Genomic DNA, 22612 nt, shown 5'->3' on the forward strand with positions numbered 1-22612 from the left:
TAATTACCTTATGAGAATAAACGATACTGATATTACTAATTTAGAACGCAAGTTCAGGCTAAACCTTATAAATTCTATTACTGGCATTAAGCCAGCCAATTTAATAGGAACACGGGCACTAGATGGCACGGATAACGTTGCCATTTTTTCTTCGGTGGTGCATTTGGGATCACATCCTGCACAACTAGGATTTATAATGCGTCCGCAAAACCCAATTAGTCCCAAAGACACCTATGCCAACATTTTGGAAACTAAATACTACACCATTAACAGCATATCTGAAACCTTTACTAAAAAAGCGCATTACACATCAGCAAAACTTGAGAAACACCATTCTGAATTTGATGCTATGCACATTGACAAATCATTTATAGATAATTTTCATGCGCCTTTTGTGACGCAAAGCCCGATAAAAATTGGCATGAAACATTTAGAAAGTATTCCATTGCCTAATGGCTGTATCTTTGTTATTGGTTCTGTTGTTTTATTAGATGTTCCAGATGAAACTATTAATGAATTAGGTCAAATTGATTTAGCTAGCACGCAATCTGCTGGTATTTCGGGTCTTAATAGTTATTATAGACTTCATAATTTAGCAACCTATCCTTATGTTCGCACGAATGAATTGCCTGATTTCGAATGAAAAAAAGCGAGCTACCATCTAAAATATGTCTGACTTGCCAACGGCCTTTTAACTGGCGTAAAAAATGGCAAAAGGACTGGGAACAGGTTAAATATTGTAGTCAAAAATGTAGAAAACATAAACCATGAAAGCAGTCAATATTCTTTTTCCTAATCAACTTTTTTCAGAGTCTCCTTTATTAGATAATGATTACCCGATATATCTTGTTGAAGAATATTTGTTTTTTTCACAATATGCTTTCCATAAACAAAAAATTGCCTTTCATAGGGCAAGCATGCTTTATTACAAAGATTTTTTAGAGAATAAAAATAAAGAAGTTGTTTATATTGAAGCTACAGACGACAATTCAGATATCCGAAATTTAATAGCTACTCTCATTGAACAAGGCACTACTGAAATACATATTATTGACCCTGTTGATAATTGGCTTGAAAAACACATACATTCTATACTAAATGATTGTGAATTAGTTAGTTATAACAACCCTTTATTCATAAATACTAAATCTGATTTAAAACACTTTTTTAAACCCGAAAAAAAGTCCTTTTCCCAAACCACCTTTTACAAACAACAGCGTAAAAAACGGAATATTTTAATAGATGAAGACGACAATCCAGAAGGTGGTAAATGGACATATGATACAGAAAACAGAAAAAAATATCCAAAAGACAAAACACCTCCAAACATTCATTATCCGGAATCTTCTAGCTATTGGGAAAAGGCAGTAACGTATACGCAAACACATTTTAAAAAAAATCCGGGCAACATTTCCAAACAACGCTTATACCCTATTACACATGAAGAATCGTTGAATTGGCTGCAACAGTTTTTAGAATATCGTTTTTATGACTTTGGTATTTATGAAGATGCCATATTAAAAGCGGAGATTTTTTTAAACCACAGTGTTTTAACACCCATGCTTAATGTGGGTTTGATTTCACCGCACACCATTATAGACAAAACCTTACAATTTAGTCTAGAAGAAAACATCCCTATAAACTCTACCGAAGGATTTATCAGGCAAATTATAGGTTGGCGAGAATTTATGAGAGGTATGTATGAACTTAAAGGTTCTTTTGCAAGAACTAAAAATTTTTGGGGTTTTAAACGCCGTATTCCAAATTCCTTTTACGAGGGCTCTACAGGTATTGAACCAGTTGACGACACTATAAAAAAAGTCTTAAAAACAGGTTACTGCCACCATATTGAACGTTTGATGATTTTAGGAAATTTTATGCTTTTGTGCGAGTTTCATCCCGATGCGGTTTACCAATGGTTTATGGAATTGTTCATTGATGCCTATGATTGGGTTATGGTGCCTAATGTGTATAGTATGAGCCAATTTGCCGATGGTGGCACCTTTGCTACGAAACCATATTTGTCCAGTTCAAACTACATAAAAAAAATGAGCAATTATAGTGGTGGCAGTAAATGGGAAACCATTTGGGATGGGCTTTTTTGGCGATTTGTACATGAACATCAAAAGGTATTTGAATCAAACCCAAGAACCAGTATGATGTACCACAATCTCAAAAGACTCTCTGATGATAAAAAAGAAGCCCATTTTAAAGCAGCCAATGACTTTCTAGATAGTTTATAACTATTGAAAATTACGCATATGTACGTATTGATTTTTTGACTTCTAAATTCTAACTTCGCTTACTTGTGCTGAACTTGGTTTCAGTATCATGAGAAATAAAACATTAAAACGATTTATATCAAGTCGATAAGCGTAACACCAATTACTCGGCTAATAAACCATTTACAAACCCCTCAAATTCTGTTGTATATTGAGTGTATTTTTCTCCCGTAGCTGGACCGTTAAAACCTGTATGTATTTTTCGTACTTCGCCTTTTTTATCAATAAAAATAGTTGTTGGGTAGCTTAATATATGGTTGAGCATAGGCAGTTTTTCTTGCGCTTTAGATTTACTTGACGTACCATATTGAGCCAATAGAATGGTATAGTCTATATCTAAACGATCTTTTAATCGGTTGATATTTCTAAAGGCCTTTTCTTCGGTTTTTACATATTCAAAGGCTAGTGCTACTATTTCTAATCCTTTATCCTTGTGCTGTTTGTAATAATCTGTGAAATACTTGCTTTCATCAAGGCAATTTGGACACCAGGTTCCCATAATTTGGACTAAAACCACTTTATCCTTAAAACGGTCATCCTCCAAGGATACTGTATTACCAGCTGCATCGGGAAAACTAAAACTAACTTTATCAAACCCTTCTTTTAAATAGGTTAACCCTTCGGCATCAGGTAATTCATAATTTGCATTGCGCTTGGCTACAAATGGTTCCTGCCAGTGATTTCCTGAATAAAAAATGCCTGTCATGGTCGAATCGGTTACAGTGGCAGTAAATAAAAAGGCGTGAGCGCCATCAAACGTAGAGAGTTTAAGCTCATTACCAGCAACTACACCTTCTAAAAAACGATAATCACCAGTAGTTGTCTCAAATGTTCCTGTAACGGTGTTTCCTTTTTGCTTAAAACTACCTTTGGCTATATAACGGTCTGCTTCAGAATTTGGGCTAAAGACAGTTTCCCAGTTTCCAGTAACATCAAATTGCGCCTTTACCTCATCTGGAAAACGCGTTTCACTTAACATGGCACTAAAAGGTACAAAACGGTTTAAATCGGCTTTAACAAAAGTTCCATTTAGCGATTGATCATCAAGAATTTTTGCAACCATATACCCTTGAAAAACCGGTGTTTTTATATAGACCGAGTCGTTTTCATAAGAAATTTCATCTACCACTATTTCTTCATCAGCATTATAAATTTTTGCGGTATTGGGCGTTAGTACTTCCATGATGAATGGAAGTTGAATGTCTTCTGCAACATCAAGAGAAACACGATATGTCCCTTGAGTTAAAATGTTAGCCTCATTGTTTGACACTAATTTACTATCATTTTTACAAGAAACTACACCTATTGCTAATAGGTAAATGAATAGATACCTCATGCTATTTTTTGATTTTAATCGAAGAAACAAAAAATATTTGCAACAAAAAAAGGTGCTAAACATATTAACACCTTTTGACTTGTTGATTTTTGTAACTATTAATTATCAGAACCTAAAGATTCGTGCTTTTCTTTAATTAATTTACGCTGATTTTCCAATGCTTGTCTAGCATCCTTTAGTTCTTTTTCGGCAGTAGAGATTTTAGCTTCTTTACTAGCTAATTCATCAGCTGTCATTGTTGATTTATTTGCTTCCAATCGCTCTCTGGCCATTTTAATTCTCACACTGCTTTCATTAATTGTTGCTTCAGCTGCACGTGTTTCATTGTAAGCTTCATAAAGTTTTTTCTTGGATAAAGCTGCACGCTCCTGACCAAATTCTTTTCCTTCTAGCTCGCCTTTATTTTTTCCATAAGCTTTGCCATTGTTAGCTCTAGATTGCTCATAAGCTATACGCTTTTTCTCAATCATGGCGCGTTCTTCGGCAGTAGTAGCTTCGGCTTTAGCTTTTTTGAACATTTCTTGCATTTTAGCATCTTGTGCCGCATCTGCATTTATATTATTTTCAATCTTTTTGTTTGACGCTTCTTTTCTAACGTCTTTTGTCTTTTCTTGAGCTTGTACAGTATTACCAACAAACGCTACCAGTAACACTGCGAATAATATGCTTTTAAAATTCTTCATAATTCATTTTTTAGTTCTTAAATAGTATCGAGTTCTTTTAAGGCACTCTCTAGTTCCTTAACTTCTTTATCCAATTCTTCTGAAGCTTCCTGCAAATCACTTTCTAGGTTTTTACCATCAGTCTCATTTACAGACTCTTCTTGTTGTATTTCAGTTTCAACGGTTTCTTCAACCTCTTTAGTATCCCTACAAGACCAAAAGCCTAGAGCTACTAATATTATTAAAAATTTAGAAAATTGCTTCATGTTAATTTATTGTTGCAATAAAATTACAATTTTTATGGCAATGTTTGAATGCTAGTAGCAATATTTTATCTTTGCACACTTAAATAGCATCTATACATGAAGATTTCTCTTAATTGGATTAAGCAATTTATTAAAACTGATTGGAATACCGAACAAATTAGTGAACTTTTAACGGATTTAGGTCTTGAGGTAGAAGGTGTTACACCATTTCAATCAATAAAAGGTGCTTTAGAAGGTATCGTGGTTGGCGAAGTTTTAACCTGTGAACAGCATACTAATGCCGATCGTTTAAAGGTCACTACCGTAAATATTGGCACTGATGAAACACTTCAAATTGTATGTGGCGCACCAAATGTAGCTGCTGGTCAGAAAGTTTTGGTTGCAACTATAGGAACCACTCTCTATACTGCTGAAGGTGAGGCATGGAAAATAAAAAAAGGAAAAATTCGAGGCGAAGAAAGCCATGGAATGATTTGTGCCGAGGATGAATTAGGACTTGGAACCTCTCACGATGGTATTTTAGTACTAGACTCAAAAACCAAGGTCGGAACTTTAGGTTCAGAACTTTATGACGTAGAGAATGATACTGTATATGAAATTGGCTTAACACCCAACAGAGCTGATGCTATGAGTCACTATGGTGTTGCTCGCGATTTAAAAGCTGGATTATTACAAAAAGATATTAATTTAGAATTAATAACGCCATCAGTAAGTGCTTTTCATGTTGACAATAGAGCCCTTAAAATTGATGTTGAAGTTAAAAATAAAAATTTAGCACCACGTTATTGTGGTGTAACCATTTCGGGTTTAAAAGTTGGCGAGTCGCCTGCCTGGATTCAAAATAGATTAAAAGCCATTGGCCTAGTTCCTATTAATAATGTAGTTGATATTACTAATTATGTTTTACATGAATTAGGACAACCACTTCACGCTTTTGATGCAGCTAAAATAACAGGTAATAAAATTGAGGTCAAAACTTTAAAAGCAGGGACTAAATTTACAACGCTTGACGGTGTTGAACGTGAGTTGCATGAGGATGACCTGATGATATGTAATGCTGAAAACCCCATGTGCATTGCAGGTGTTTTTGGCGGATTGGATTCTGGTGTTACGGAAGAAACTACCAGCATTTTTCTTGAAAGCGCTTATTTTGATCCTGTTAGCATTCGAAAAACAGCTAAAAGACATGCTTTAAACACTGATGCCTCGTTCCGATTTGAACGTGGAATTGACCCTAATATTACCGAATACGCCTTAAAACGTGCTGCGTTATTAATTGAAGAATTAACTGGTGGTGAGATTACTAGTGATATTGTAGATATATATCCCAATAAAATTGAAGACTTTCAAGTACGCTTAAGTTTTGAAAATGCTAAAAAATTGATTGGAGAAGAAATCCCACGTGAAGTTATAAAACGCATTTTGATGTCATTAGACATAAAAATCAATAACGTGACTGAAACGGGTTTGGGACTCACCGTTCCCTCATTTAGAAATGATGTACAACGCGAGGCAGATGTTATTGAGGAAATTTTACGTGTTTATGGTTATAATAACATTAATACAACCGAAAAATTAAATGCATCTATTTCAAATACATCGCGATTTGAAGATTACAAATTACAGAATATTGTTGGCAACCAATTGGCTTCACAGGGTTTTTATGAAACCATGACAAACTCCTTGACTACTCCAGAATATGTGAGTTTAGATGCTGATTTAAATCCAGAGCACAATGTAGAAATGCTCAATCCGTTGAGTAATGATTTAAGTGTTTTAAGACAATCTATGTTGTTTTCTGGATTAGAAAGTGTACGTCATAATATTAACAGAAAACGAGACAATTTAAAATTGTTTGAGTTTGGTAAAACCTACCACACCTACCAAGATAAACGTGAAGAGCCAAAACATTTAGCGCTTTTTGTTACTGGCAACAGGCAAACCGAGCGCTGGAACACTCCTGTACAGCCGAGTGATTTTTATTATTTAAAAGGAACTGTTGAATCTCTCATTTCTAGATTGGGAATCTTAAATATAAAAGCCGCACCCATAACCTCCAATGTGTTTAGTGAAGGCTTGAAACTATCCCAAAAAAAGATGGTACTTGTAGAGTTTGGATTGGTAAAAAAATCTATTCTAAAACATTTTGGTATTTCTCAAAATGTGCTTTTTGCAAATATTAACTGGGATAATATGGTAACTCTGGCAAAAACCAACAACGTTACTTTTAAAAGCATTCCTAAATACCCTGAAGTACGACGAGATTTTGCATTATTGTTGGATGACTCTGTATCATTTGCCGAAATTGATGCCATTGCTAATCAAACAGAAAAGAACTTACTAAAAGACGTAAATCTGTTTGATGTATATGAAGGAAAAAACTTGCCTGCCGGCAAAAAGAGTTACGCAGTGAGTTTTACGTTACAAGACGAGAACAAAACACTTACCGATAAGCAAATTGATAAAATCATGAATAAACTTCAAGCTAATTTTGAGAAACAACTTGGTGCGGAATTAAGATAAAAAACTAACTTATTATAAATGAAAAAAGCCTCGAATAATCGAGGCTTTTGTTTTTCAATAAGTTTAAAATATATATTATAATACTTTAACGTTTACTGCGTTCATTCCTTTTCTACCTTCTGTAAGATCGAATTCTACTGCATCACCTTCACGAACTTCGTCGATCAATCCAGAAATGTGAACAAAATGTTCTTTGTTTGTGTCATCTTCTACGATAAATCCAAATCCTTTAGAATCGTTGAAGAATTTTACTGTTCCTTTACTCATTGTAATAATTTAAAAATTTTAATAAAGCACAAATATAGTCGAATAAAATTATATACACGTTTTTTTACGGTTATTTTTTAATTATCGCACTCTCAACCGATTATAAAAATATATAAAGTTCAGATAAATTGTCTATAATTTTCGTATCTTTAGTAGAAAGCAAACTACTATAACATGGATTCAAATTATAGAAAAATATATACCGGAAGTTTTATCGTTGCACAACTCATTGTGGACAAATTGGATGCCCTTGGCATTACTGCTATTGTTAAGGATGAAACTGAATCTGCCAGACTAGCTGGTTTTGGATCTTCGGTTCCAGGTTATCAGGATATTTATGTCAATGCTGATGAGTTAGCAAATGCTCTACCTGTTGTTGAGAGTGTAAAATCTGAATTGGAAGCATAAAAAAACCTTGAAGCCTGCTCCAAGGTCTTATATTTATTTTTTTTACTGCCAATTATACGGTAACGGCATACATTTTATTTCGTAGCTCTTTTATTTTTGCATCTTGCATGTATTCATCAAAAGTGGTATATCTATCAATAACACCATTTGGTGTCAATTCCACAACTCTGTTTGCAACCGTTTGAGCAAACTCGTGGTCATGAGTAGTAAATAAGACAGTTCCTTTGAAATTTTTCAAGGAATTGTTAAAAGCCGTAATACTTTCTAAATCCAAGTGGTTCGTAGGTTCATCCAACATCAATACATTGGCACGCATCATCATCATACGGCTTAACATACAACGTACCTTTTCACCTCCTGATAACACATTAGACTTTTTCAAAGCCTCTTCTCCACTAAATATCATTTTACCTAAAAATCCTCTAATATAAACTTCTTCTCGTTCTTCTTCTGTTTTAGCCCATTGACGCAACCAATCTACTAGAGTTAAATTATTTTCAAAAAACGCACTATTGTCTAATGGTAAGTATGATTGATTTGTAGTAATTCCCCAAGCAAATTTACCAGAGTCTGCTTTTTGATTATTATTTAAAACTTCATAAAAAGCTGTTGTAGCTCTTGAATCTTTTGAAAACACTACAACTTTATCACCTTTTGCCAAATTTAAATCCACATCTCTAAATAAAGTTTCACCATCTAAAGAAGCTGCTAAACCTTCAACATTTAAAATTTGATCACCAGCTTCACGTTCACGCTCAAAAATAATAGCAGGATAACGACGACTGGTACGTCTAATTTCTGAAATATTCAATTTATCAATCATCTTCTTTCTACTGGTAGCCTGTTTACTTTTTGCCACGTTAGCCGAGAAACGACGGATAAACTCTTCAAGTTCTTTTTTCTTTTCTTCAGCCTTTTTATTCTGTTGCGCATGTTGTCTAGCGGCTAATTGCGATGATTCATACCAAAACGTATAGTTTCCAGAAAAGTGGTTGATTTTTCCAAAATCAATATCAGAAATGTGCGTACAAACAGCATCTAAAAAGTGGCGATCATGCGATACCACAATTACACAGTTGTCATAATTTGCTAAAAAGTTTTCCAACCATGAAATAGTTTCGTAATCCAAATCATTGGTAGGCTCATCCATAATAAGCACATCAGGATTTCCAAAAAGCGCTTGTGCTAAAAGCACTCTAACTTTTTGCTTTCCATCTAAATCTTTCATTAATGAATAGTGTGAATCTTCTGAAATACCTAAATTAGATAATAAGGAAGCTGCATCGCTATCTGCGTTCCATCCATTCATTTCTTCAAATTCAACTTGAAGTTCACCAATCTTTTCGGCGTTCTCGTCCGTGTAATCGGCATAAAGTGCATCAATTTCTGTTTTTATCTTAAACAGCGGCTTGTTTCCCATAATAACCGTTTCAAGCACTGTGTGCTCATCATACAAATTATGATTTTGTTCAAGAACTGACATGCGTTTCCCAGGTTCTAGATGCACCTGACCAGAGGTTGGCTCTTGTTTTCCTGCTAAAATCTTCAAAAATGTAGATTTTCCTGCACCATTGGCACCTATGATTCCGTAACAATTACCTTGATTAAAACTGGTACTAACCTCATCAAAAAGTATGCGCTTACCAAATTGGACTGATAAATTAGAAACTGATAACATATCTTATTCTTTAAATTTTTTGCAAAAGTAGAAAATTACTGCCATAAAGTGAAGTAAAACCTTTGTAATTAATATTTAACAACGTATTAACAAGACTTATTAATCACAACATCTATTTTTGTTACAAGAATATATGCTATATATAACTATGATGGGATTTATAAAACGGTTAAGCCTAGTACTTTTTATGGCTTTAAGTTTTGTATCATGTAAAGATGACACAAAGGAGAAAGATGACAATTATGCATATTTGGGCGGTGAAATTATCAACCCAAAGAAGAACTTTGTTATCCTATCCAAATCTGAACAAATTCTTGATACTGTTACTCTAGACGCTAACAATCGTTTTTTATACAAAATTAAGCAATTGGAAGATGGCCTCTATACCTTTAAGCTACCTGCTGCAGAAGGGTTAGAATTTCAAATGGTATTATTGGAACCCAAAGACAGTATTATGTTTCGCTTAAACACCCTTGAGTTTGACGAATCATTGGTTTATACAGGTGTTGGTGCTAAAAAGAATAATTATTTAATCAATCTCTTTTTGGATGGTGAAGTTGAAGATAAAATCATATTAGGATATAGTCAACTACCAGCTGATGAATTTGAACGCCTGCTAGATTCAATAAGAGATCACAAACTCAAAAAGCTTAAAGCATTTAAAGGCAATAATTCTACATCACCATTTTTTAATGAATTGATAGAAGGCACTATAAATTATGATTATTATTTAAGTAAGGAGGTTTATCCATTTGTCAATTATTCCCAAAGTGAAAAAAGAAATTTTGAATCACTCCCTAAAGGATTTTATGATTACAGAAAGCAAATAGATTACAACTATTGTAATTTAATGGACTATTTCCCATACTATTCGTTTTTAAAACATCATTTTGAAAATATCGCTTTAACTGAACACTTTAAAAATTCAAATGATAGCGTTTACAATGTCAAGTCTTTTGATTACAACATGATTCGATTAAGACTCATAGATAGTTTAGTGGTTAATGATTCTATTAGAAACTCGTTATTGGCCCAAACAGCTATTGAATATATCACGAACAGTAAGGATGTTGATAATTATGATGCTTTATTAGAGTCCTTTGTCAATAAAAACTCAAATACAGAACATCAGCGCTATGTATCAAACATTGTAAAATCTTTAAAAGATTTAAAATCTGGCAATATGCTGCCAAAAGTTGGTGTTATTGATGCCAATGGAAATCAATTTAGTTTGAATTCTAAAATTAAAAATCCATCTGTGATATATTTTTGGTCTTCAACTTATAGATCGCATATTGATAGTCATAAAAAAGCTGATGAGCTTAAACTCAAATACCCAGAAATAGACTTTATAGCCATAAATGTAAATAATGACGATATCAAATTGTGGCGCAATGTCATCAAACAATATCGCTACAATACTGATAATGAGTATTTATTAGCAAACCCAAAAGAGGCTAAATATAAATTAGCGATATCTCCGATAAATAAGGTTATGATAATTGATGAGAAAGGCAAAATAGTTAATGCCCATACGAGTATGTTCAACATACGGTTTGAGGAAGAATTATTAGGATTACTCAATAACTAAATGCATTTATAAAATCAAAAAGCCTCAATAAAGATTGAGGCTTTTTTTTATGCGTTTTATAATTTATTTAATTCCCTTTTTTAAAGTCTTCCAAAAATTTCGCTAATCCAATATCTGTTAATGGATGCTTTAATAAGCCTTCAATTGCACTTAATGGGCCAGTCATAACATCAGCACCTAATTTAGCACAGTCAATAACATGCATCGTGTGACGAACAGAAGCTGCTAAAATTTCAGTATCAAATGCATAATTATCATATATATGACGGATTTCAGCAATCAGGTTTAAACCGTCAGTTGATATATCATCCAAACGACCTATAAATGGTGACACATACGTTGCTCCAGCTTTGGCTGCCAATAAAGCTTGACCAGCAGAAAACACCAAAGTTACGTTTGTCTTAATACCTTTATCTGAAAAGTATTTACAAGCCTTTACACCATCTTTAATCATTGGCAATTTAACCACTATTTGCTCATGCAATTCAGACAATGCTTCACCTTCACGAATCATCCTATCAAAATCAGTCGCAATTACTTCGGCGCTTACATCACCATCTACAATATTGCAGATATCAACATAGTGTTTCATAATATTATCATGGCCTGTAATACCCTCTTTAGCCATTAAAGATGGATTGGTAGTTACACCATCAAGGACACCTAAATCTTGGGCTTCACGAATCTGGTCTAAATTAGCCGTATCAATAAAAAATTTCATAAAAATTATTTGTTATAAGTTGTGTTGTTTATAGTGCAAAAGTACAATTAAATAGAAGTTTTTATCATGTCTTTTTATTAAAAATAGTTAACAAATTACAGACTATAACTTATAATGATTCATCAGCATTTTTTCATAAACGGTATCTGGGAGAATACGTTTAAGCACAATAGAGAATTTTTGCATAAACTCGCCTACTTTATAATGTACTTTGGGTTTAGATGTGTTGATAATAGCTAGAATAGCTTTAGCCATTTCCAAAGGATCTTTACCTGCATCCACATGTTCATTCATCAATTTCAGAGATTTTCCGTAGGTTTCTTTATACGGTGAACCAGCCAAAACAGGTGCATGATAACGACCAGATGCAATATTGGTTGCAAAATCGCCAGGAGCTATATTAGTCATTTGAATATTGAAGGGTTTTAATTCCATTCTAAAAGCTTCCGTTACCAGCTCCAATGCACCTTTACTAGCACTATAAATACCACGATACGGCAAGCCCATATAACCTGCAATTGACGTTACATTTATAATTAAACCCGATTGTTGCTCACGCATATACGGCAAAACGGCTTTTATAACATTAATAGGTCCAAAAAAATTGGTCTCAAAGTTATTTTTTATTTCAGCTTCAGGAATTTCTTCAATTGGCCCAGTAATACCAACACCAGCATTGTTAATTAATACATCTATCTTTCCTGATTTTTCAACCACTTGATTAATAGCTGTTACAATAGTTTCTGGCTTGGTAACATCCAATCCTACAATGGGAAATTTACTAGTCACGTACTTCTCTGGTGAACGACTGGTTCCATATACAACAAAACCCTTATCACTTAAAAATTCACCGACCGATTTACCTATTCCAGAAGAACCTCCTGTAATTAATACAACTTTAGACATAAAATAGAATTTCGAGTTTCAAAAGTACAATAAAAAAGGAAAGTTAAGGGTACAAAAAAAGGCAAGCTACCTACATCACACCGCTACGACCACTTACCTTTGCTGCGTTCCCGCCCTGGAGGATTCAGCAGGAGCTGGTTGTGTAGGACTTGCCGAGTGCAAAGATACAATCTTTTAAATTTAACGCAATGATTTTTTAAACTGAATTTTAATAAATATCTTGCTCAAAATAATTAGAAAAACACCATGATTTATAAGTCACTTACAATCATATTTTTAAGCCTTGCTCTAGCTTCCTGTAGCACCGATGTGAGCGAGTTAAAAAAAGATATTACTATTACAACCAATTCTGCAAACAATGCTATTGCGCTTGGTGATAAATTAGAATTATCCTTAAAAAATCCAAAAAATCATGAGATCCAAGGTGTAACTTACACCCTTGATGGCAATCCTATTTCTGCTGCGACTAATATTACGGATGTAAATTTAGGAACCCATGAAATAATAGCTAGTTTTAAATTAGAAGGTGAATCAACCAGTATTACTGAATCTATAACCGTTTTAAATAACCAATCACCTAAAATATATACCTTTAATATTCTCAATGAATATCCTCACGATATCCGCTCTTATACCCAAGGATTGGAGTTCTATAATGGTGAGCTTTATGAAGGAACTGGACAATACCGTGAATCTAAACTTCGTAAGGTAGATTATAAAACTGGAGAAGTCCTGAAGAGTATTGATTTAGCCAATGAATATTTTGGTGAAGGCATTACCATTCTAAATAATAAAATTTATCAATTAACCTGGAAAAAAGGTACTGGTTTTGTTTATGATATTGACACTTTTGAGAAAACAGGTAGCTTTAAATACGGAAACAGTTTAGAAGGTTGGGGTATTTGTAATGATGGTTCTAAACTTTACAAAAGTGATGGTACCGAAAAAATTTGGACACTCAATCCTGAAACACTCGTTGAAGAAGGCTATATTCAAGCTTACCATAACAAAGGTAAAGTCGTAGAACTTAATGAACTGGAATGGGTTAATGGTAAAATATATGCTAACCGCTGGAATAAGAATGGTGTTGCCATCATCAACCCAAAAAATGGAGCCGTTGATGGCGTTATTGATTTTACATCGTTGAGGAACAAAGTTACGCAACACCCCAGACTGGATGTCCTCAATGGTATTGCCTATAACACAGACACCAAAACCTTGTTTGTAACCGGAAAGTATTGGGATAAATTATTTGAAGTGGAAATTGTTGAAAAATAAATCATGCCATGCAAACTTTTGAAATCATTAAAAAAGTAACAGCTGATGATTTAGACAGTCTCAACCATGTTAATAATGTACGCTATGTTCAGTGGGTGCAGGATATTGCTGAAAAGCACTGGGTGCATCGGGCTTCAGAAACTGTTTTAAATAACCATTTTTGGGTCGTGTTATCGCACCACATTCAATACAAGCAACCAGCCGTTTTAAATGATACCGTGACTATCAAAACTTACGTTATGAATTCAGAAGGCGTGACATCTACACGAATGGTTGAATTTTATAAAAATGACATACTTTTGGCAAAATCAGAGACCAAATGGTGTTTCATGAACAAAACCAACTTAAAACCCACCAGAATATCTGAAACAATCAAAAATTTATTTGAATAATTTTAAAGCCTTCATACGAAATCATCAATTCAAAAGTTATATTTTTGAACAAACCGAAAACTTCTCATGAAACATTTCATTTACGCATTTGTTACTTTTGCTTTATTGGCAACATTAAGTTCCTGCAGAAAAGACTTGGAATTTTCGCCTAGTACTGGCAACTTGGAGTTTTCAAAAGACACCGTATATCTCGATACGGTGTTTACTAATATTGGTTCTAGCACCTATACCCTAAAAGTATATAATCGTAGTAGTGATGATATTAGTATTCCCACAATTCGTTTAGCACGAGGTGAAGATTCTGAATACCGATTAAATGTTGATGGCATGCCTGGAAAATCTTTTCAAAATGTTGAGATTTTAGCAAAGGACAGTATGTTTGTTTTTATTGAAACAACCATTGATATTGATAATTTACCTAATACCAATGGTGAATTTCTTTATACTGATAAAATTGAATTTGATTCAGGAGCCAACAGTCAAGATGTTGATTTAGTGACACTTGTAAAAGATGCTGTTTTTATCTATCCTGATCGTGATAATACAACGGGTATTATTGAGACACTTACCTTAAATATTGGTGGCGAACAAGTAGAAACTGACATTCAAGGTCGTTATCTCATGCCTGATGAATTTACATTTACCAATGAACGTCCATATGTTATTTATGGTTATGCTGCTGTTCCCAACGGCGAAATTTTAACTGTTGAAGCAGGTGCACGCGTACATTTTCACGCTAATTCAGGAATTTTAGTATCAGAAGGTGCTTCCCTACAAGTCAACGGTGATTATAGTGACGACCAAGAACTTTTAGAAAACGAAGTTATTTTTGAAGGTGACAGGCTAGAACCTGCCTTTAGTGATGTGCCAGGACAATGGGGTACAATTTGGCTATTTGAAGGCAGTGTCAATAATATCATCAATTACGCAACTATCAAAAATGCTGGCGTTGGTATTTTAAGCGATGGCGAACCTGATGAAACCAATGCGAAACTAACTATTACCAATTCACAAATTTACAACTCCAGTAACTTTGGAATTCTAGGAAGAAACACATCAATCACAGGTGAAAATGTAGTTATCAATAATTCAGGACAGTCTTCATTTGCTGGAACTTTAGGAGGTAAATATAATTTTACTCATTGTACTATTGCCAATTACTGGCGTAATAGTTTCAGGCAATTCCCTGCCCTATTACTGAATAATTTTACAGAAACACCAGAAGCAACCATTATTGCAGACCTAACCGAAGCCAATTTTAATAACTGTATTATTTACGGAAATGACAATCCTGAATTGATTTTAGATGAACTAAACGACAATTCAAATCCGGTTCTTTTTGAGTTTAAGTTTACTAATTGTCTAATTCGTTTTTCTGATCCTAACAACAATTTTACAGATGACAACTACGATTTTGACAATACAGCCTTATACGAAGCCAATATATTCAATGAAGATCCCGATTTCATGGATACTGAAAACAATAAACTCATAATTGGTGAGAATTCCGGTGCTGTTGAAATAGGGAACCCCATATTTGTCAATGGTACAACCCAATTTGATATCTTGAGAGAACCACGACCTACCTCACCAAATCCAGATTCTGGTGCCTATCAACACATCATGTTTTAGATTAACGTCTCGTTAACAACTACTTACTGTTTAAATAGTTACTTTTATTACGCATCAAATGATGCTTAATTTTAATCAAACTAACGAACAGTATGGAAAAATTTATTACACTCGCTTTACTAATAACAGGAATGGCAATTGGCCATTCTCAAACCAATAAAGAATTGGTTGAAAAAGCTTGCTACAATTACATTGAAGGGTTTTACGAAGGTGATACAGCAAAACTAAAAGCAAGTCTACAACCTGAACTCAACAAATTTGGGTTCTGGAAAAATAAAGATACAGGTGAATACAAACAAGTTGATCACATGTCTTTTGACCAGGCACTAGCCTTTGCTGACAATGTAAAGGCAAAAAAGAAATTTCCAAAACCTGACGCACCTAAACAAGTTGAGGTATTGAATATAGGTAACACCATTGCAGCAGCCAAAGTTACTGCGTGGTGGGGAATTGATTATATTCTTCTCTCCAAACGTGGTGATAAATGGATGATAGAACAAGTGCTCTGGGAAGGCCCTTATGAGGAAAAGTCTTAAATTAAAAAAACCTGCTCTTAAGCAGGTTTTTTTAATTATAGTTATGTTGTTATTAAGCAAACAACGGCAAATTCTGCATCATGGCATTCACCTTTCCTGCAATCGTTTCTAATGTCGCATCATCTTCATAATTCATAATTACCTCATCAATAAGCGCTACGATAGCCTCCATATCATCTTCTTTCAAGCCACGAGTTGTAATGGCTGGTGTTCCCACACGAATTCCAGAAGTTACAAATGGACTCTTATCATCAAAAGGAACCATGTTTTTATTTACTGTAATATCAGCCTTAACCAAAGCTTCTTCGGCATCTTTACCACTAATATTTTTGTTTCTTAAATCAATCAACATCATGTGATTATCGCTTCCGTTGGAAATAATATGATAATCGCGTTTTACAAAGGCTTCTGCCATAGCAGCAGCATTTTTCTTTACCTGAAGCATGTAATGCATAAAATCATCTGTTAATGCTTCACCAAAAGCAATGGCTTTAGCCGCAATTATATGCTCTAGTGGTCCACCTTGATTTCCTGGAAAAACAGCTGAATTCAAGAGGGTTGACATTTTCTTTAGATTGCCGTTTTTCAATGTCAAACCAAACGGATTATCAAAATCCTGACCCATCATAATCATTCCTCCACGTGGGCCTCTTAAGGTTTTATGTGTTGTTGTGGTAACAATATGGCAATGTGGTAACGGATCGCTTAAAATCCCTTTAGCTATTAATCCTGCTGGATGTGAAATATCAGCCAACAAAATCGCACCAATTGAGTCTGCTATCTCACGGAAACGTTTAAAGTCCATATCACGCGAATAAGCCGAAGCACCAGCAATAATTAATTTTGGTTTATGCTTTTCAACCATTTCTGCAACGTGATCATAATCTATAATACCTGTTTCTTTTTTTACGCCATAAAAAACCGGATTATATAATTTTCCAGAAAAATTAACAGGCGACCCATGGGTTAAATGTCCTCCATGCGACAAATCAAAACCCAAAATAGTATCACCCGGTTTTAGGCAAGCAGCAAACACAGCTGTATTGGCCTGACTTCCCGAATGTGGCTGTACGTTTACATATTCGGCATTAAACAAGGTTTTAGCTCTATCAATGGCTAATTGTTCAACTTCATCAACCACCTCACAGCCGCCATAATAGCGTTTTCCTGGATAGCCTTCGGCATATTTATTAGTTAATACAGAACCTGCTGCTTCCATCACTTGGTCACTGACAAAATTCTCCGATGCAATAAGTTCTATACCGTGAAGCTGACGTTCTTTTTCAGCCGCTATCAATTCAAAAATTTGTTCGTCGCGTTGCATAAATTTTGGTTATAGTTAAATCGAAGTCAAAAATAATAAAACCATTAGTTTAATTCTTCAAAAAACATATATTTACTCCAAGAAGTTTTGCACAGTTGTAAATAACTTCATCGAGCCTATATTTTATGATTAAAATTAGTTTAAAAATAAAAAGTTATGTAGGTTTGACTAGATTTATCAACCATTAAATTAATACAATACTATGCCACTTTCAGCCAACAATCCAGATAGAAAGTCTTGGTTACATGTCGATAAAAATTCTGATTTTCCTATTCAAAATATTCCGTTTGGCGTGTTTTTAACGCGTGACGATATTATTACCATTGGAACACGAATTGGTGATACAGCCATTGATTTGGGCGCCTTACATCAATTAGGCTATTTTGAGGGTATTCCGTTAACCGATGATATCTTTCTACAAGATTCTTTAAATGATTTTATTGCTGATGGTAGAAAAACATGGCGTTCAGTAAGAAACCGTATAGCACAGATTTTTGATGCTGAAAACCATACACTTAAAAACAATAAGCAGCATAAGGAAATTGTTCTGTTTCGTTTAGATGAAATTGAAATGCAACTCCCTGTGCAAATTGGTGATTATACCGATTTTTACTCGAGTATTGAGCACGCAACTAATGTTGGCACCATGTTCCGTGATCCGGAAAACGCTTTAATGCCAAACTGGTTACATATTCCTGTAGGTTACCATGGTAGAAGCAGTTCGATTATTCCTTCTGGAATACCTGTACATAGACCACAAGGTCAAACCTTACCTGCAGATAGTGACATGCCTGTTTTTGGACCAAGTAAGTTGGTGGATTTTGAATTGGAAATGGCCTTTATTACAACAGATGCAAACGACTTGGGTGAACCGATTCCAATTGAAGAAGCCGAAGAGTATATTTTTGGACTGGTACTATTTAACGACTGGTCCGCTCGTGATATCCAAAAATGGGAGTATGTACCACTAGGACCATTCTTGGCAAAAAACTTTGCCTCATCCATTTCACCATGGATTGTGACCTTGGATGCCTTGGAGCCTTACCGCGTGGAAAGTCCTAAACCCTTAAAACCACAACTACCGTACTTACAATATAAAGGCAAAAAGAGTTATGATATTAATTTGGAAGTAGCCATTAAGCCTAAAAAAGCAAAAGAAACGGTTGTGAGTAACTCCAACTTTAAATATATGTATTGGAATATGTGCCAACAATTGGCACACCATACTGTAAACGGTTGCCCAGTAAATTCTGGAGACATGATGGGAAGTGGTACGATATCTGGACCAACACCAGACTCTTTTGGGTCTATGTTGGAACTGACTTGGCGTGGCGAAAAACCATTAAAAATGAATGATGGTTCAGAACGAAAATTTATAAACGATTACGATACGGTTATTATGCGTGGCCACTGTGAAAAAGATGGAACACGTATTGGTTTTGGTGAAGTATCTACACAGTTATTACCAGTGTATAACCCAAAAAAGAGTAAGTAATTTTAACTTTAATACATAAAAAACTCCCAAATTAAAACTTGGGAGTTTTTGGTTATTACGCTTATCGGTCGTGGCTATGAGCAGTTGCGTGGGTTAGCTCGAACTTTTGCAATTACACGAAAAGCTAAAAATTCCGCAGGAATTTTCAGAATAAGCCTACAATAGCAATTGTTTACAGCCAATGTTGTGATAATGCTTTTATAATTCAATTACTTTTTTTAATTCATTTTCATAGCCCCAAACTTGTCCATGTTTCGGGTTTCCAGCGTTAGTCATTTTATCAACGTAGAAAACTTGATTGTTGTTTTTGGTCAAGACTTTTTTCGTTTCTTCTTTTAGTTTTTCATATTCGTAGTAAAGTCCGCTTGGGTGATTTCCCCAAGCAATTATCACATTCTTATTTTTACCGCAATACTCATTCAAAGTCCGAATGTTTTCTTGGTCAAATATTGTTTCCTTAAATTCTTTTAGTCGACTTGAGTCAGTCAAATAATGAGGCATTAAGTTTAAAATAATAATGTTCCCAACATTGTTCAATTCCGAATACTTTTCTTGGTTTCGGTAAATATAACTTGAAACGTTAAAAACTGTTTTATCCGAAATTATTTTGTCAGCTTTACTTGGATTTTTGAGTATGACTATAATTCGGTCTGATTTGTTTTTATCTATTTCTAAATTCAGCCAATATCTTTTACCGTTATTGCTTCTCAAATCCACGTTTGTCACGAAAGCAGGATATTTATATGTCGGCTTGGTCATTTTAAGATATGTGTTAGTTTTAGTTCAACATTTTAAGAACCCCAACCTGTAAATCCATTTCTCTCTTGATAATGAAATTCACGGTCTTCATTCTTCTCATTTTCTGAAATTTCTCCATTTTCATCAGAGTCATATCCATTATATTCTACTACACTGAAAGAAGAACCTACTCCATCTTCATAACTTTGATGAATTAAATAAAAATCTTGTATGTATTTATCATTTTCCATACTTCCGAGATATAAAGGTTTTTGAAGATTGCTGGAATAATTTAAATCAGCATATTCCGTATTAGTTGCTTCATCTACTTCAAGTACACCATTTTCATTGGCGTCTATACCAAAATGGATGACTCTTTGGTCTTTTCCAGAGACATTAATGTAAATTTGCTGAACTACAATGATTTTGTAAGAATCAACATAAAAAACCTTATTGAATTCGTGCTTTTCAGTTAAGGTCATCATAGTATCTTCTCCAAAGTAATTCGGCACTTTTTTAGCTTGAGCATTGATTACTAATACAAAAAATAGAATCAAAAAAGTTGTTACTGTTTTTAAAATTTTCATATTTAGTTTAATGTTCGGCATTATGCACAACGCGATGATATAATTCGTTTTAATGATTTATATCTTGTGATACTGAAACCAAGTTCAGCACAAGTAAGCGAAGTTAGATTTTTCATATTAGAAAGTCAATACGTACGTGTACGTAATTTTATTCCTCTAAAATGTTTCTGGCAAAGTGTATTTACGCCCTTTATTCTGCTCCTGTAAATAAGTCATTAAGGGTTCAAAATAATCGAGCATGGGTTTAGCGCTCATACCGCTACCAATCTTACTTTGCAACAGCTCACGCCAATCGCAGTTAGCTCCTACTTCCAACACACCTTTTAAAAAGTTACCTACCTCTTTACTGCCATAATAGTTAGTAGCATGTGGATCTTGGTTTAAGATGTTTTTAGCAATGTGGTCGTGAAACTGAAATAATAAAATATAGGAAACTGCATAATCGTAGTACTGTGCAGCATCGTTATTAATATGCGTTTTAGAGGCAGCATCACAATATGCCTCACCTCTATCGGTTGGTGGTACCATGCCTTGGTATTTTTTAGCGAGTTCCCACCACTTGGCATTAAATTGGTCTTGGGAGAGGTTTTCGGCATAAAGCGCGTTTTCAAACTCCGTCATTACACCCGCAGAAAATGGTAAAAACACCACATAGTTTAAAGCCTCTTTTAATAGGTTTTGAGTTTCATCAATTTTCGTATTGGCATCTACCAGTCCTTTTTCGGCTAAAAACGGTTTTTGCATGGCAGCTAAACCTAACAAACTACCAATAGCTTCATGATACCCTCTATTGGCACCATTACGCAACAATGGTGGCACATCGGGATTGGTATAGGCTTGAAAATAATAAATATGTCCTAGTTCATGGTGAATGGTTTCGTAGTACTCGGCTGTTGGTTCAACACTCATCAGGCAACGCAAATCGTTTTCCAGATTCATGTGCCATGCTGAAGCATGATTATTCTTTTTATAAGTAGCATCTTCAGGCAATGGATACATGCTCGATTTTTCATAAAAACTTTGTGGCAAGGCATCAAAACCTATACTCTTGTAAAAATTCTCACCTTCTTTTACAATCCATTCTGGGTCTTTATCTTCTAAAGCACCATCAATATCTAATCCTTCCACATTAACTAAAGCACTCCAATCTTGTCCCCAACGATTTGGCAACCAATGTGCTGGTATGTATTCAGGAACTTCTTGTTTATATTTTTTAGCCAATTCGTATCGTGCCCAAGTATGTAATTCACGATATAAGGGCCAGACTTCTTTCACCATTTGATTCATTTCTTGAAGCATCTCCTTACGATTCATACCATAATCAGATAACTGATAGGAAAAATAATCATCATAACCCAAAGCTTGAACGGTTTCGTTGCGTAAGTTTCGTAAATTTCCTAAACCTTCCTTTAGATACTTACCGACTGCTTTTGAACTTTCCCAATTAGCCAGGCGTTCCTTTAAATTTGAAGACTCGCGCATTACAGCATCAATTTCTCCTGTGGTTACCGATTTCCCATCTACCTGAAAATCGAATCCAAACAAAGTTTCATTTTGGGCATTTTCGGCTGCAATACGTTTGGACACCAATTCTGAAACCGTTTCTGGATTATTAGCTGCAGCATACAAAATGGTATTCAATTGACGAACTTGTACAATATCCAGACTGTCTTTATTCTCTAAAAATTTTCGGGTTTTTTCAATATTTTCAGTACTTCCTGTAAATTTAGCAAAGGCTTCGTTTGCCTGCTGTACTTTGTAAGCATTAGTTGTGTCACCTGCAACAATTCTAGTATTCGCATCCCATTCCGCTAAAGATGAATTGTAATATAACCTAGTGAAGTTCTGGGTGTAATTATCCAAGAAAGCATTAACGTCTGCTTGGATACTATCTTTAGTGACCTCTTGTTTTACTTCTTTTTTACAGCTCGCAACAATTATTAATAGAGCAAACAACAGGAATGTATTTTTCATTTCAAGAGTTTTTTTG

General features: G+C 34.5%; 22 protein-coding genes and 1 other RNA gene. 11 read left to right on the forward strand and 12 right to left on the reverse strand.

The genetic code is table 11. The features are described from left to right. Positions 1 to 10: 10 nt before the first annotated feature. From HGK31_RS11110 to HGK31_RS11120, 3 genes are read left to right on the forward strand one after another with little or no spacing between them, the layout of a single operon-like run. Positions 11 to 643 (forward strand): flavin reductase family protein, encoded by a 633-nt coding sequence (locus HGK31_RS11110; RefSeq protein WP_191859948.1) that lies wholly within the window; start codon positions 11 to 13, stop codon positions 641 to 643. Next, entirely contained in the window at positions 640 to 771 is a 132-nt protein-coding gene (locus HGK31_RS11115) for a DUF2256 domain-containing protein (RefSeq protein WP_104736057.1), read from the forward strand. Before HGK31_RS11110 ends, HGK31_RS11115 begins: the two co-directional genes overlap by 4 nt. Beyond that, positions 768 to 2243, forward strand: coding sequence for a cryptochrome/photolyase family protein (locus HGK31_RS11120; protein WP_191859950.1), 1476 nt, complete (start codon positions 768 to 770; stop codon positions 2241 to 2243). The genes HGK31_RS11115 and HGK31_RS11120 overlap by 4 nt, the downstream gene beginning before the upstream one ends. 142 nt (positions 2244 to 2385) lie before the next feature. Here HGK31_RS11120 and HGK31_RS11125 read toward each other — a convergent pair whose 3' ends face one another. The 3 genes from HGK31_RS11125 to HGK31_RS11135 form a co-directional block, all read right to left on the reverse strand. Next, complete coding sequence (locus HGK31_RS11125) at positions 2386 to 3618, reverse strand: peroxiredoxin family protein (RefSeq protein ID WP_191859952.1); 1233 nt, start codon at positions 3616 to 3618, stop codon at positions 2386 to 2388. 98 nt (positions 3619 to 3716) lie between these two features. Further along, a complete protein-coding gene (locus HGK31_RS11130) occupies positions 3717 to 4301 on the reverse strand; it encodes a hypothetical protein (RefSeq protein ID WP_191859955.1) in 585 nt (194 codons plus the stop codon). A gap of 17 nt (positions 4302 to 4318) precedes the next feature. Beyond that, complete coding sequence (locus HGK31_RS11135) at positions 4319 to 4546, reverse strand: hypothetical protein (protein WP_191859956.1); 228 nt, start codon at positions 4544 to 4546, stop codon at positions 4319 to 4321. A 96-nt stretch (positions 4547 to 4642) separates the two neighbouring features. Here HGK31_RS11135 and pheT point away from each other — a divergent pair, with 96 nt between their 5' ends. Beyond that, positions 4643 to 7069: a phenylalanine--tRNA ligase subunit beta gene (gene pheT / locus HGK31_RS11140; protein ID WP_191859958.1), complete on the forward strand. Its 2427-nt coding sequence runs from the start codon at positions 4643 to 4645 to the stop codon at positions 7067 to 7069. A 75-nt stretch (positions 7070 to 7144) separates the two neighbouring features. On the opposite strand, the gene HGK31_RS11145 is transcribed toward pheT, so the two are convergent. Further along, on the reverse strand, positions 7145 to 7336 hold the full coding sequence (locus HGK31_RS11145) for a cold-shock protein (RefSeq protein WP_104736064.1): 192 nt from the start codon (positions 7334 to 7336) through the stop codon (positions 7145 to 7147). A gap of 174 nt (positions 7337 to 7510) precedes the next feature. Here HGK31_RS11145 and HGK31_RS11150 point away from each other — a divergent pair, with 174 nt between their 5' ends. Next, positions 7511 to 7744 carry a putative signal transducing protein gene (locus tag HGK31_RS11150; protein ID WP_104736065.1) on the forward strand — a complete coding sequence of 78 codons (234 nt, stop codon included), beginning with the start codon at positions 7511 to 7513 and terminating at the stop codon, positions 7742 to 7744. Between the two features lie 52 nt (positions 7745 to 7796). On the opposite strand, the gene HGK31_RS11155 is transcribed toward HGK31_RS11150, so the two are convergent. Next, entirely contained in the window at positions 7797 to 9422 is a 1626-nt protein-coding gene (locus HGK31_RS11155) for an ABC-F family ATP-binding cassette domain-containing protein (protein ID WP_104736066.1), read from the reverse strand. Between the two features lie 148 nt (positions 9423 to 9570). Here HGK31_RS11155 and HGK31_RS11160 point away from each other — a divergent pair, with 148 nt between their 5' ends. After that, positions 9571 to 11013 carry a TlpA family protein disulfide reductase gene (locus HGK31_RS11160; protein ID WP_233451078.1) on the forward strand — a complete coding sequence of 481 codons (1443 nt, stop codon included), beginning with the start codon at positions 9571 to 9573 and terminating at the stop codon, positions 11011 to 11013. Positions 11014 to 11080: 67 nt separating this feature from the next. On the opposite strand, the gene fsa is transcribed toward HGK31_RS11160, so the two are convergent. The 3 genes from fsa to ffs all read right to left on the reverse strand — a co-directional run bounded on the left by fsa (position 11081) and on the right by ffs (position 12795). Next, positions 11081 to 11734, reverse strand: coding sequence for a fructose-6-phosphate aldolase (fsa, locus tag HGK31_RS11165; RefSeq protein ID WP_191859960.1), 654 nt, complete (start codon positions 11732 to 11734; stop codon positions 11081 to 11083). Between the two features lie 102 nt (positions 11735 to 11836). Next, the gene (locus HGK31_RS11170; protein ID WP_191859962.1) at positions 11837 to 12640 is read right to left on the reverse strand and encodes an SDR family oxidoreductase; all 804 of its coding nucleotides are present in this window, start codon (positions 12638 to 12640) and stop codon (positions 11837 to 11839) included. Positions 12641 to 12696: 56 nt separating this feature from the next. Beyond that, positions 12697 to 12795: signal recognition particle sRNA small type (gene ffs, locus HGK31_RS11175), an RNA gene on the reverse strand. Positions 12796 to 12886: 91 nt separating this feature from the next. Between ffs and HGK31_RS11180 the strand changes: the two genes are divergently transcribed. The 4 genes from HGK31_RS11180 to HGK31_RS11195 all read left to right on the forward strand — a co-directional run bounded on the left by HGK31_RS11180 (position 12887) and on the right by HGK31_RS11195 (position 16478). Further along, positions 12887 to 13918, forward strand: coding sequence for a glutaminyl-peptide cyclotransferase (locus HGK31_RS11180; protein WP_191859964.1), 1032 nt, complete (start codon positions 12887 to 12889; stop codon positions 13916 to 13918). Between the two features lie 8 nt (positions 13919 to 13926). Further along, on the forward strand, positions 13927 to 14310 hold the full coding sequence (locus HGK31_RS11185; RefSeq protein WP_191859966.1) for an acyl-CoA thioesterase: 384 nt from the start codon (positions 13927 to 13929) through the stop codon (positions 14308 to 14310). A 66-nt stretch (positions 14311 to 14376) separates the two neighbouring features. Continuing rightward, positions 14377 to 15942 (forward strand): hypothetical protein, encoded by a 1566-nt coding sequence (locus HGK31_RS11190; protein WP_191859968.1) that lies wholly within the window; start codon positions 14377 to 14379, stop codon positions 15940 to 15942. A gap of 92 nt (positions 15943 to 16034) precedes the next feature. Continuing rightward, a complete protein-coding gene (locus HGK31_RS11195; RefSeq protein WP_104736073.1) occupies positions 16035 to 16478 on the forward strand; it encodes a nuclear transport factor 2 family protein in 444 nt (147 codons plus the stop codon). Between the two features lie 52 nt (positions 16479 to 16530). Here the strand turns inward: HGK31_RS11195 and glyA are convergent, their stop codons facing one another. After that, positions 16531 to 17802, reverse strand: a complete 1272-nt coding sequence (glyA, locus tag HGK31_RS11200) for a serine hydroxymethyltransferase (RefSeq protein ID WP_191859970.1) — start codon at positions 17800 to 17802, stop codon at positions 16531 to 16533. A gap of 202 nt (positions 17803 to 18004) precedes the next feature. On the opposite strand from glyA, the gene fahA reads away from it, so the two are divergent. Further along, the gene (fahA, locus tag HGK31_RS11205) at positions 18005 to 19297 is read left to right on the forward strand and encodes a fumarylacetoacetase (protein WP_191859972.1); all 1293 of its coding nucleotides are present in this window, start codon (positions 18005 to 18007) and stop codon (positions 19295 to 19297) included. A gap of 198 nt (positions 19298 to 19495) precedes the next feature. Here fahA and HGK31_RS11210 read toward each other — a convergent pair whose 3' ends face one another. From HGK31_RS11210 to HGK31_RS11220, 3 genes are all read right to left on the reverse strand, one after another. Next, positions 19496 to 20056 carry a DUF1643 domain-containing protein gene (locus HGK31_RS11210; RefSeq protein WP_191859974.1) on the reverse strand — a complete coding sequence of 187 codons (561 nt, stop codon included), beginning with the start codon at positions 20054 to 20056 and terminating at the stop codon, positions 19496 to 19498. 32 nt (positions 20057 to 20088) lie between these two features. Beyond that, on the reverse strand, positions 20089 to 20622 hold the full coding sequence (locus HGK31_RS11215) for a hypothetical protein (RefSeq protein ID WP_191859975.1): 534 nt from the start codon (positions 20620 to 20622) through the stop codon (positions 20089 to 20091). Between the two features lie 156 nt (positions 20623 to 20778). Beyond that, entirely contained in the window at positions 20779 to 22596 is a 1818-nt protein-coding gene (locus tag HGK31_RS11220; RefSeq protein ID WP_191859977.1) for a M2 family metallopeptidase, read from the reverse strand. Between the last annotated feature and the right edge of the window lie 16 nt (positions 22597 to 22612).

Source organism: Hanstruepera ponticola, assembly GCF_012931685.1.
GTDB classification, from domain to species: Bacteria; Bacteroidota; Bacteroidia; order Flavobacteriales; family Flavobacteriaceae; genus Hanstruepera; species Hanstruepera ponticola.

What these genes read in the sequence shown, in the direction of transcription:
- HGK31_RS11110 (WP_191859948.1), top strand. Translation starts at nt 11, where the DNA reads ATGAGAATAAACGATACTGATATTACTAATTTAGAACGCAAGTTCAGG.
- HGK31_RS11115 (WP_104736057.1), top strand. Translation starts at nt 640, where the DNA reads ATGAAAAAAAGCGAGCTACCATCTAAAATATGTCTGACTTGCCAACGG.
- HGK31_RS11120 (WP_191859950.1), top strand. Translation starts at nt 768, where the DNA reads ATGAAAGCAGTCAATATTCTTTTTCCTAATCAACTTTTTTCAGAGTCT.
- HGK31_RS11125 (WP_191859952.1), bottom strand. Translation starts at nt 3,618, where the DNA reads ATGAGGTATCTATTCATTTACCTATTAGCAATAGGTGTAGTTTCTTGT.
- HGK31_RS11130 (WP_191859955.1), bottom strand. Translation starts at nt 4,301, where the DNA reads ATGAAGAATTTTAAAAGCATATTATTCGCAGTGTTACTGGTAGCGTTT.
- HGK31_RS11135 (WP_191859956.1), bottom strand. Translation starts at nt 4,546, where the DNA reads ATGAAGCAATTTTCTAAATTTTTAATAATATTAGTAGCTCTAGGCTTT.
- pheT (WP_191859958.1), top strand. Translation starts at nt 4,643, where the DNA reads ATGAAGATTTCTCTTAATTGGATTAAGCAATTTATTAAAACTGATTGG.
- HGK31_RS11145 (WP_104736064.1), bottom strand. Translation starts at nt 7,336, where the DNA reads ATGAGTAAAGGAACAGTAAAATTCTTCAACGATTCTAAAGGATTTGGA.
- HGK31_RS11150 (WP_104736065.1), top strand. Translation starts at nt 7,511, where the DNA reads ATGGATTCAAATTATAGAAAAATATATACCGGAAGTTTTATCGTTGCA.
- HGK31_RS11155 (WP_104736066.1), bottom strand. Translation starts at nt 9,422, where the DNA reads ATGTTATCAGTTTCTAATTTATCAGTCCAATTTGGTAAGCGCATACTT.
- HGK31_RS11160 (WP_233451078.1), top strand. Translation starts at nt 9,571, where the DNA reads ATGATGGGATTTATAAAACGGTTAAGCCTAGTACTTTTTATGGCTTTA.
- fsa (WP_191859960.1), bottom strand. Translation starts at nt 11,734, where the DNA reads ATGAAATTTTTTATTGATACGGCTAATTTAGACCAGATTCGTGAAGCC.
- HGK31_RS11170 (WP_191859962.1), bottom strand. Translation starts at nt 12,640, where the DNA reads ATGTCTAAAGTTGTATTAATTACAGGAGGTTCTTCTGGAATAGGTAAA.
- HGK31_RS11180 (WP_191859964.1), top strand. Translation starts at nt 12,887, where the DNA reads ATGATTTATAAGTCACTTACAATCATATTTTTAAGCCTTGCTCTAGCT.
- HGK31_RS11185 (WP_191859966.1), top strand. Translation starts at nt 13,927, where the DNA reads ATGCAAACTTTTGAAATCATTAAAAAAGTAACAGCTGATGATTTAGAC.
- HGK31_RS11190 (WP_191859968.1), top strand. Translation starts at nt 14,377, where the DNA reads ATGAAACATTTCATTTACGCATTTGTTACTTTTGCTTTATTGGCAACA.
- HGK31_RS11195 (WP_104736073.1), top strand. Translation starts at nt 16,035, where the DNA reads ATGGAAAAATTTATTACACTCGCTTTACTAATAACAGGAATGGCAATT.
- glyA (WP_191859970.1), bottom strand. Translation starts at nt 17,802, where the DNA reads ATGCAACGCGACGAACAAATTTTTGAATTGATAGCGGCTGAAAAAGAA.
- fahA (WP_191859972.1), top strand. Translation starts at nt 18,005, where the DNA reads ATGCCACTTTCAGCCAACAATCCAGATAGAAAGTCTTGGTTACATGTC.
- HGK31_RS11210 (WP_191859974.1), bottom strand. Translation starts at nt 20,056, where the DNA reads ATGACCAAGCCGACATATAAATATCCTGCTTTCGTGACAAACGTGGAT.
- HGK31_RS11215 (WP_191859975.1), bottom strand. Translation starts at nt 20,622, where the DNA reads ATGAAAATTTTAAAAACAGTAACAACTTTTTTGATTCTATTTTTTGTA.
- HGK31_RS11220 (WP_191859977.1), bottom strand. Translation starts at nt 22,596, where the DNA reads ATGAAAAATACATTCCTGTTGTTTGCTCTATTAATAATTGTTGCGAGC.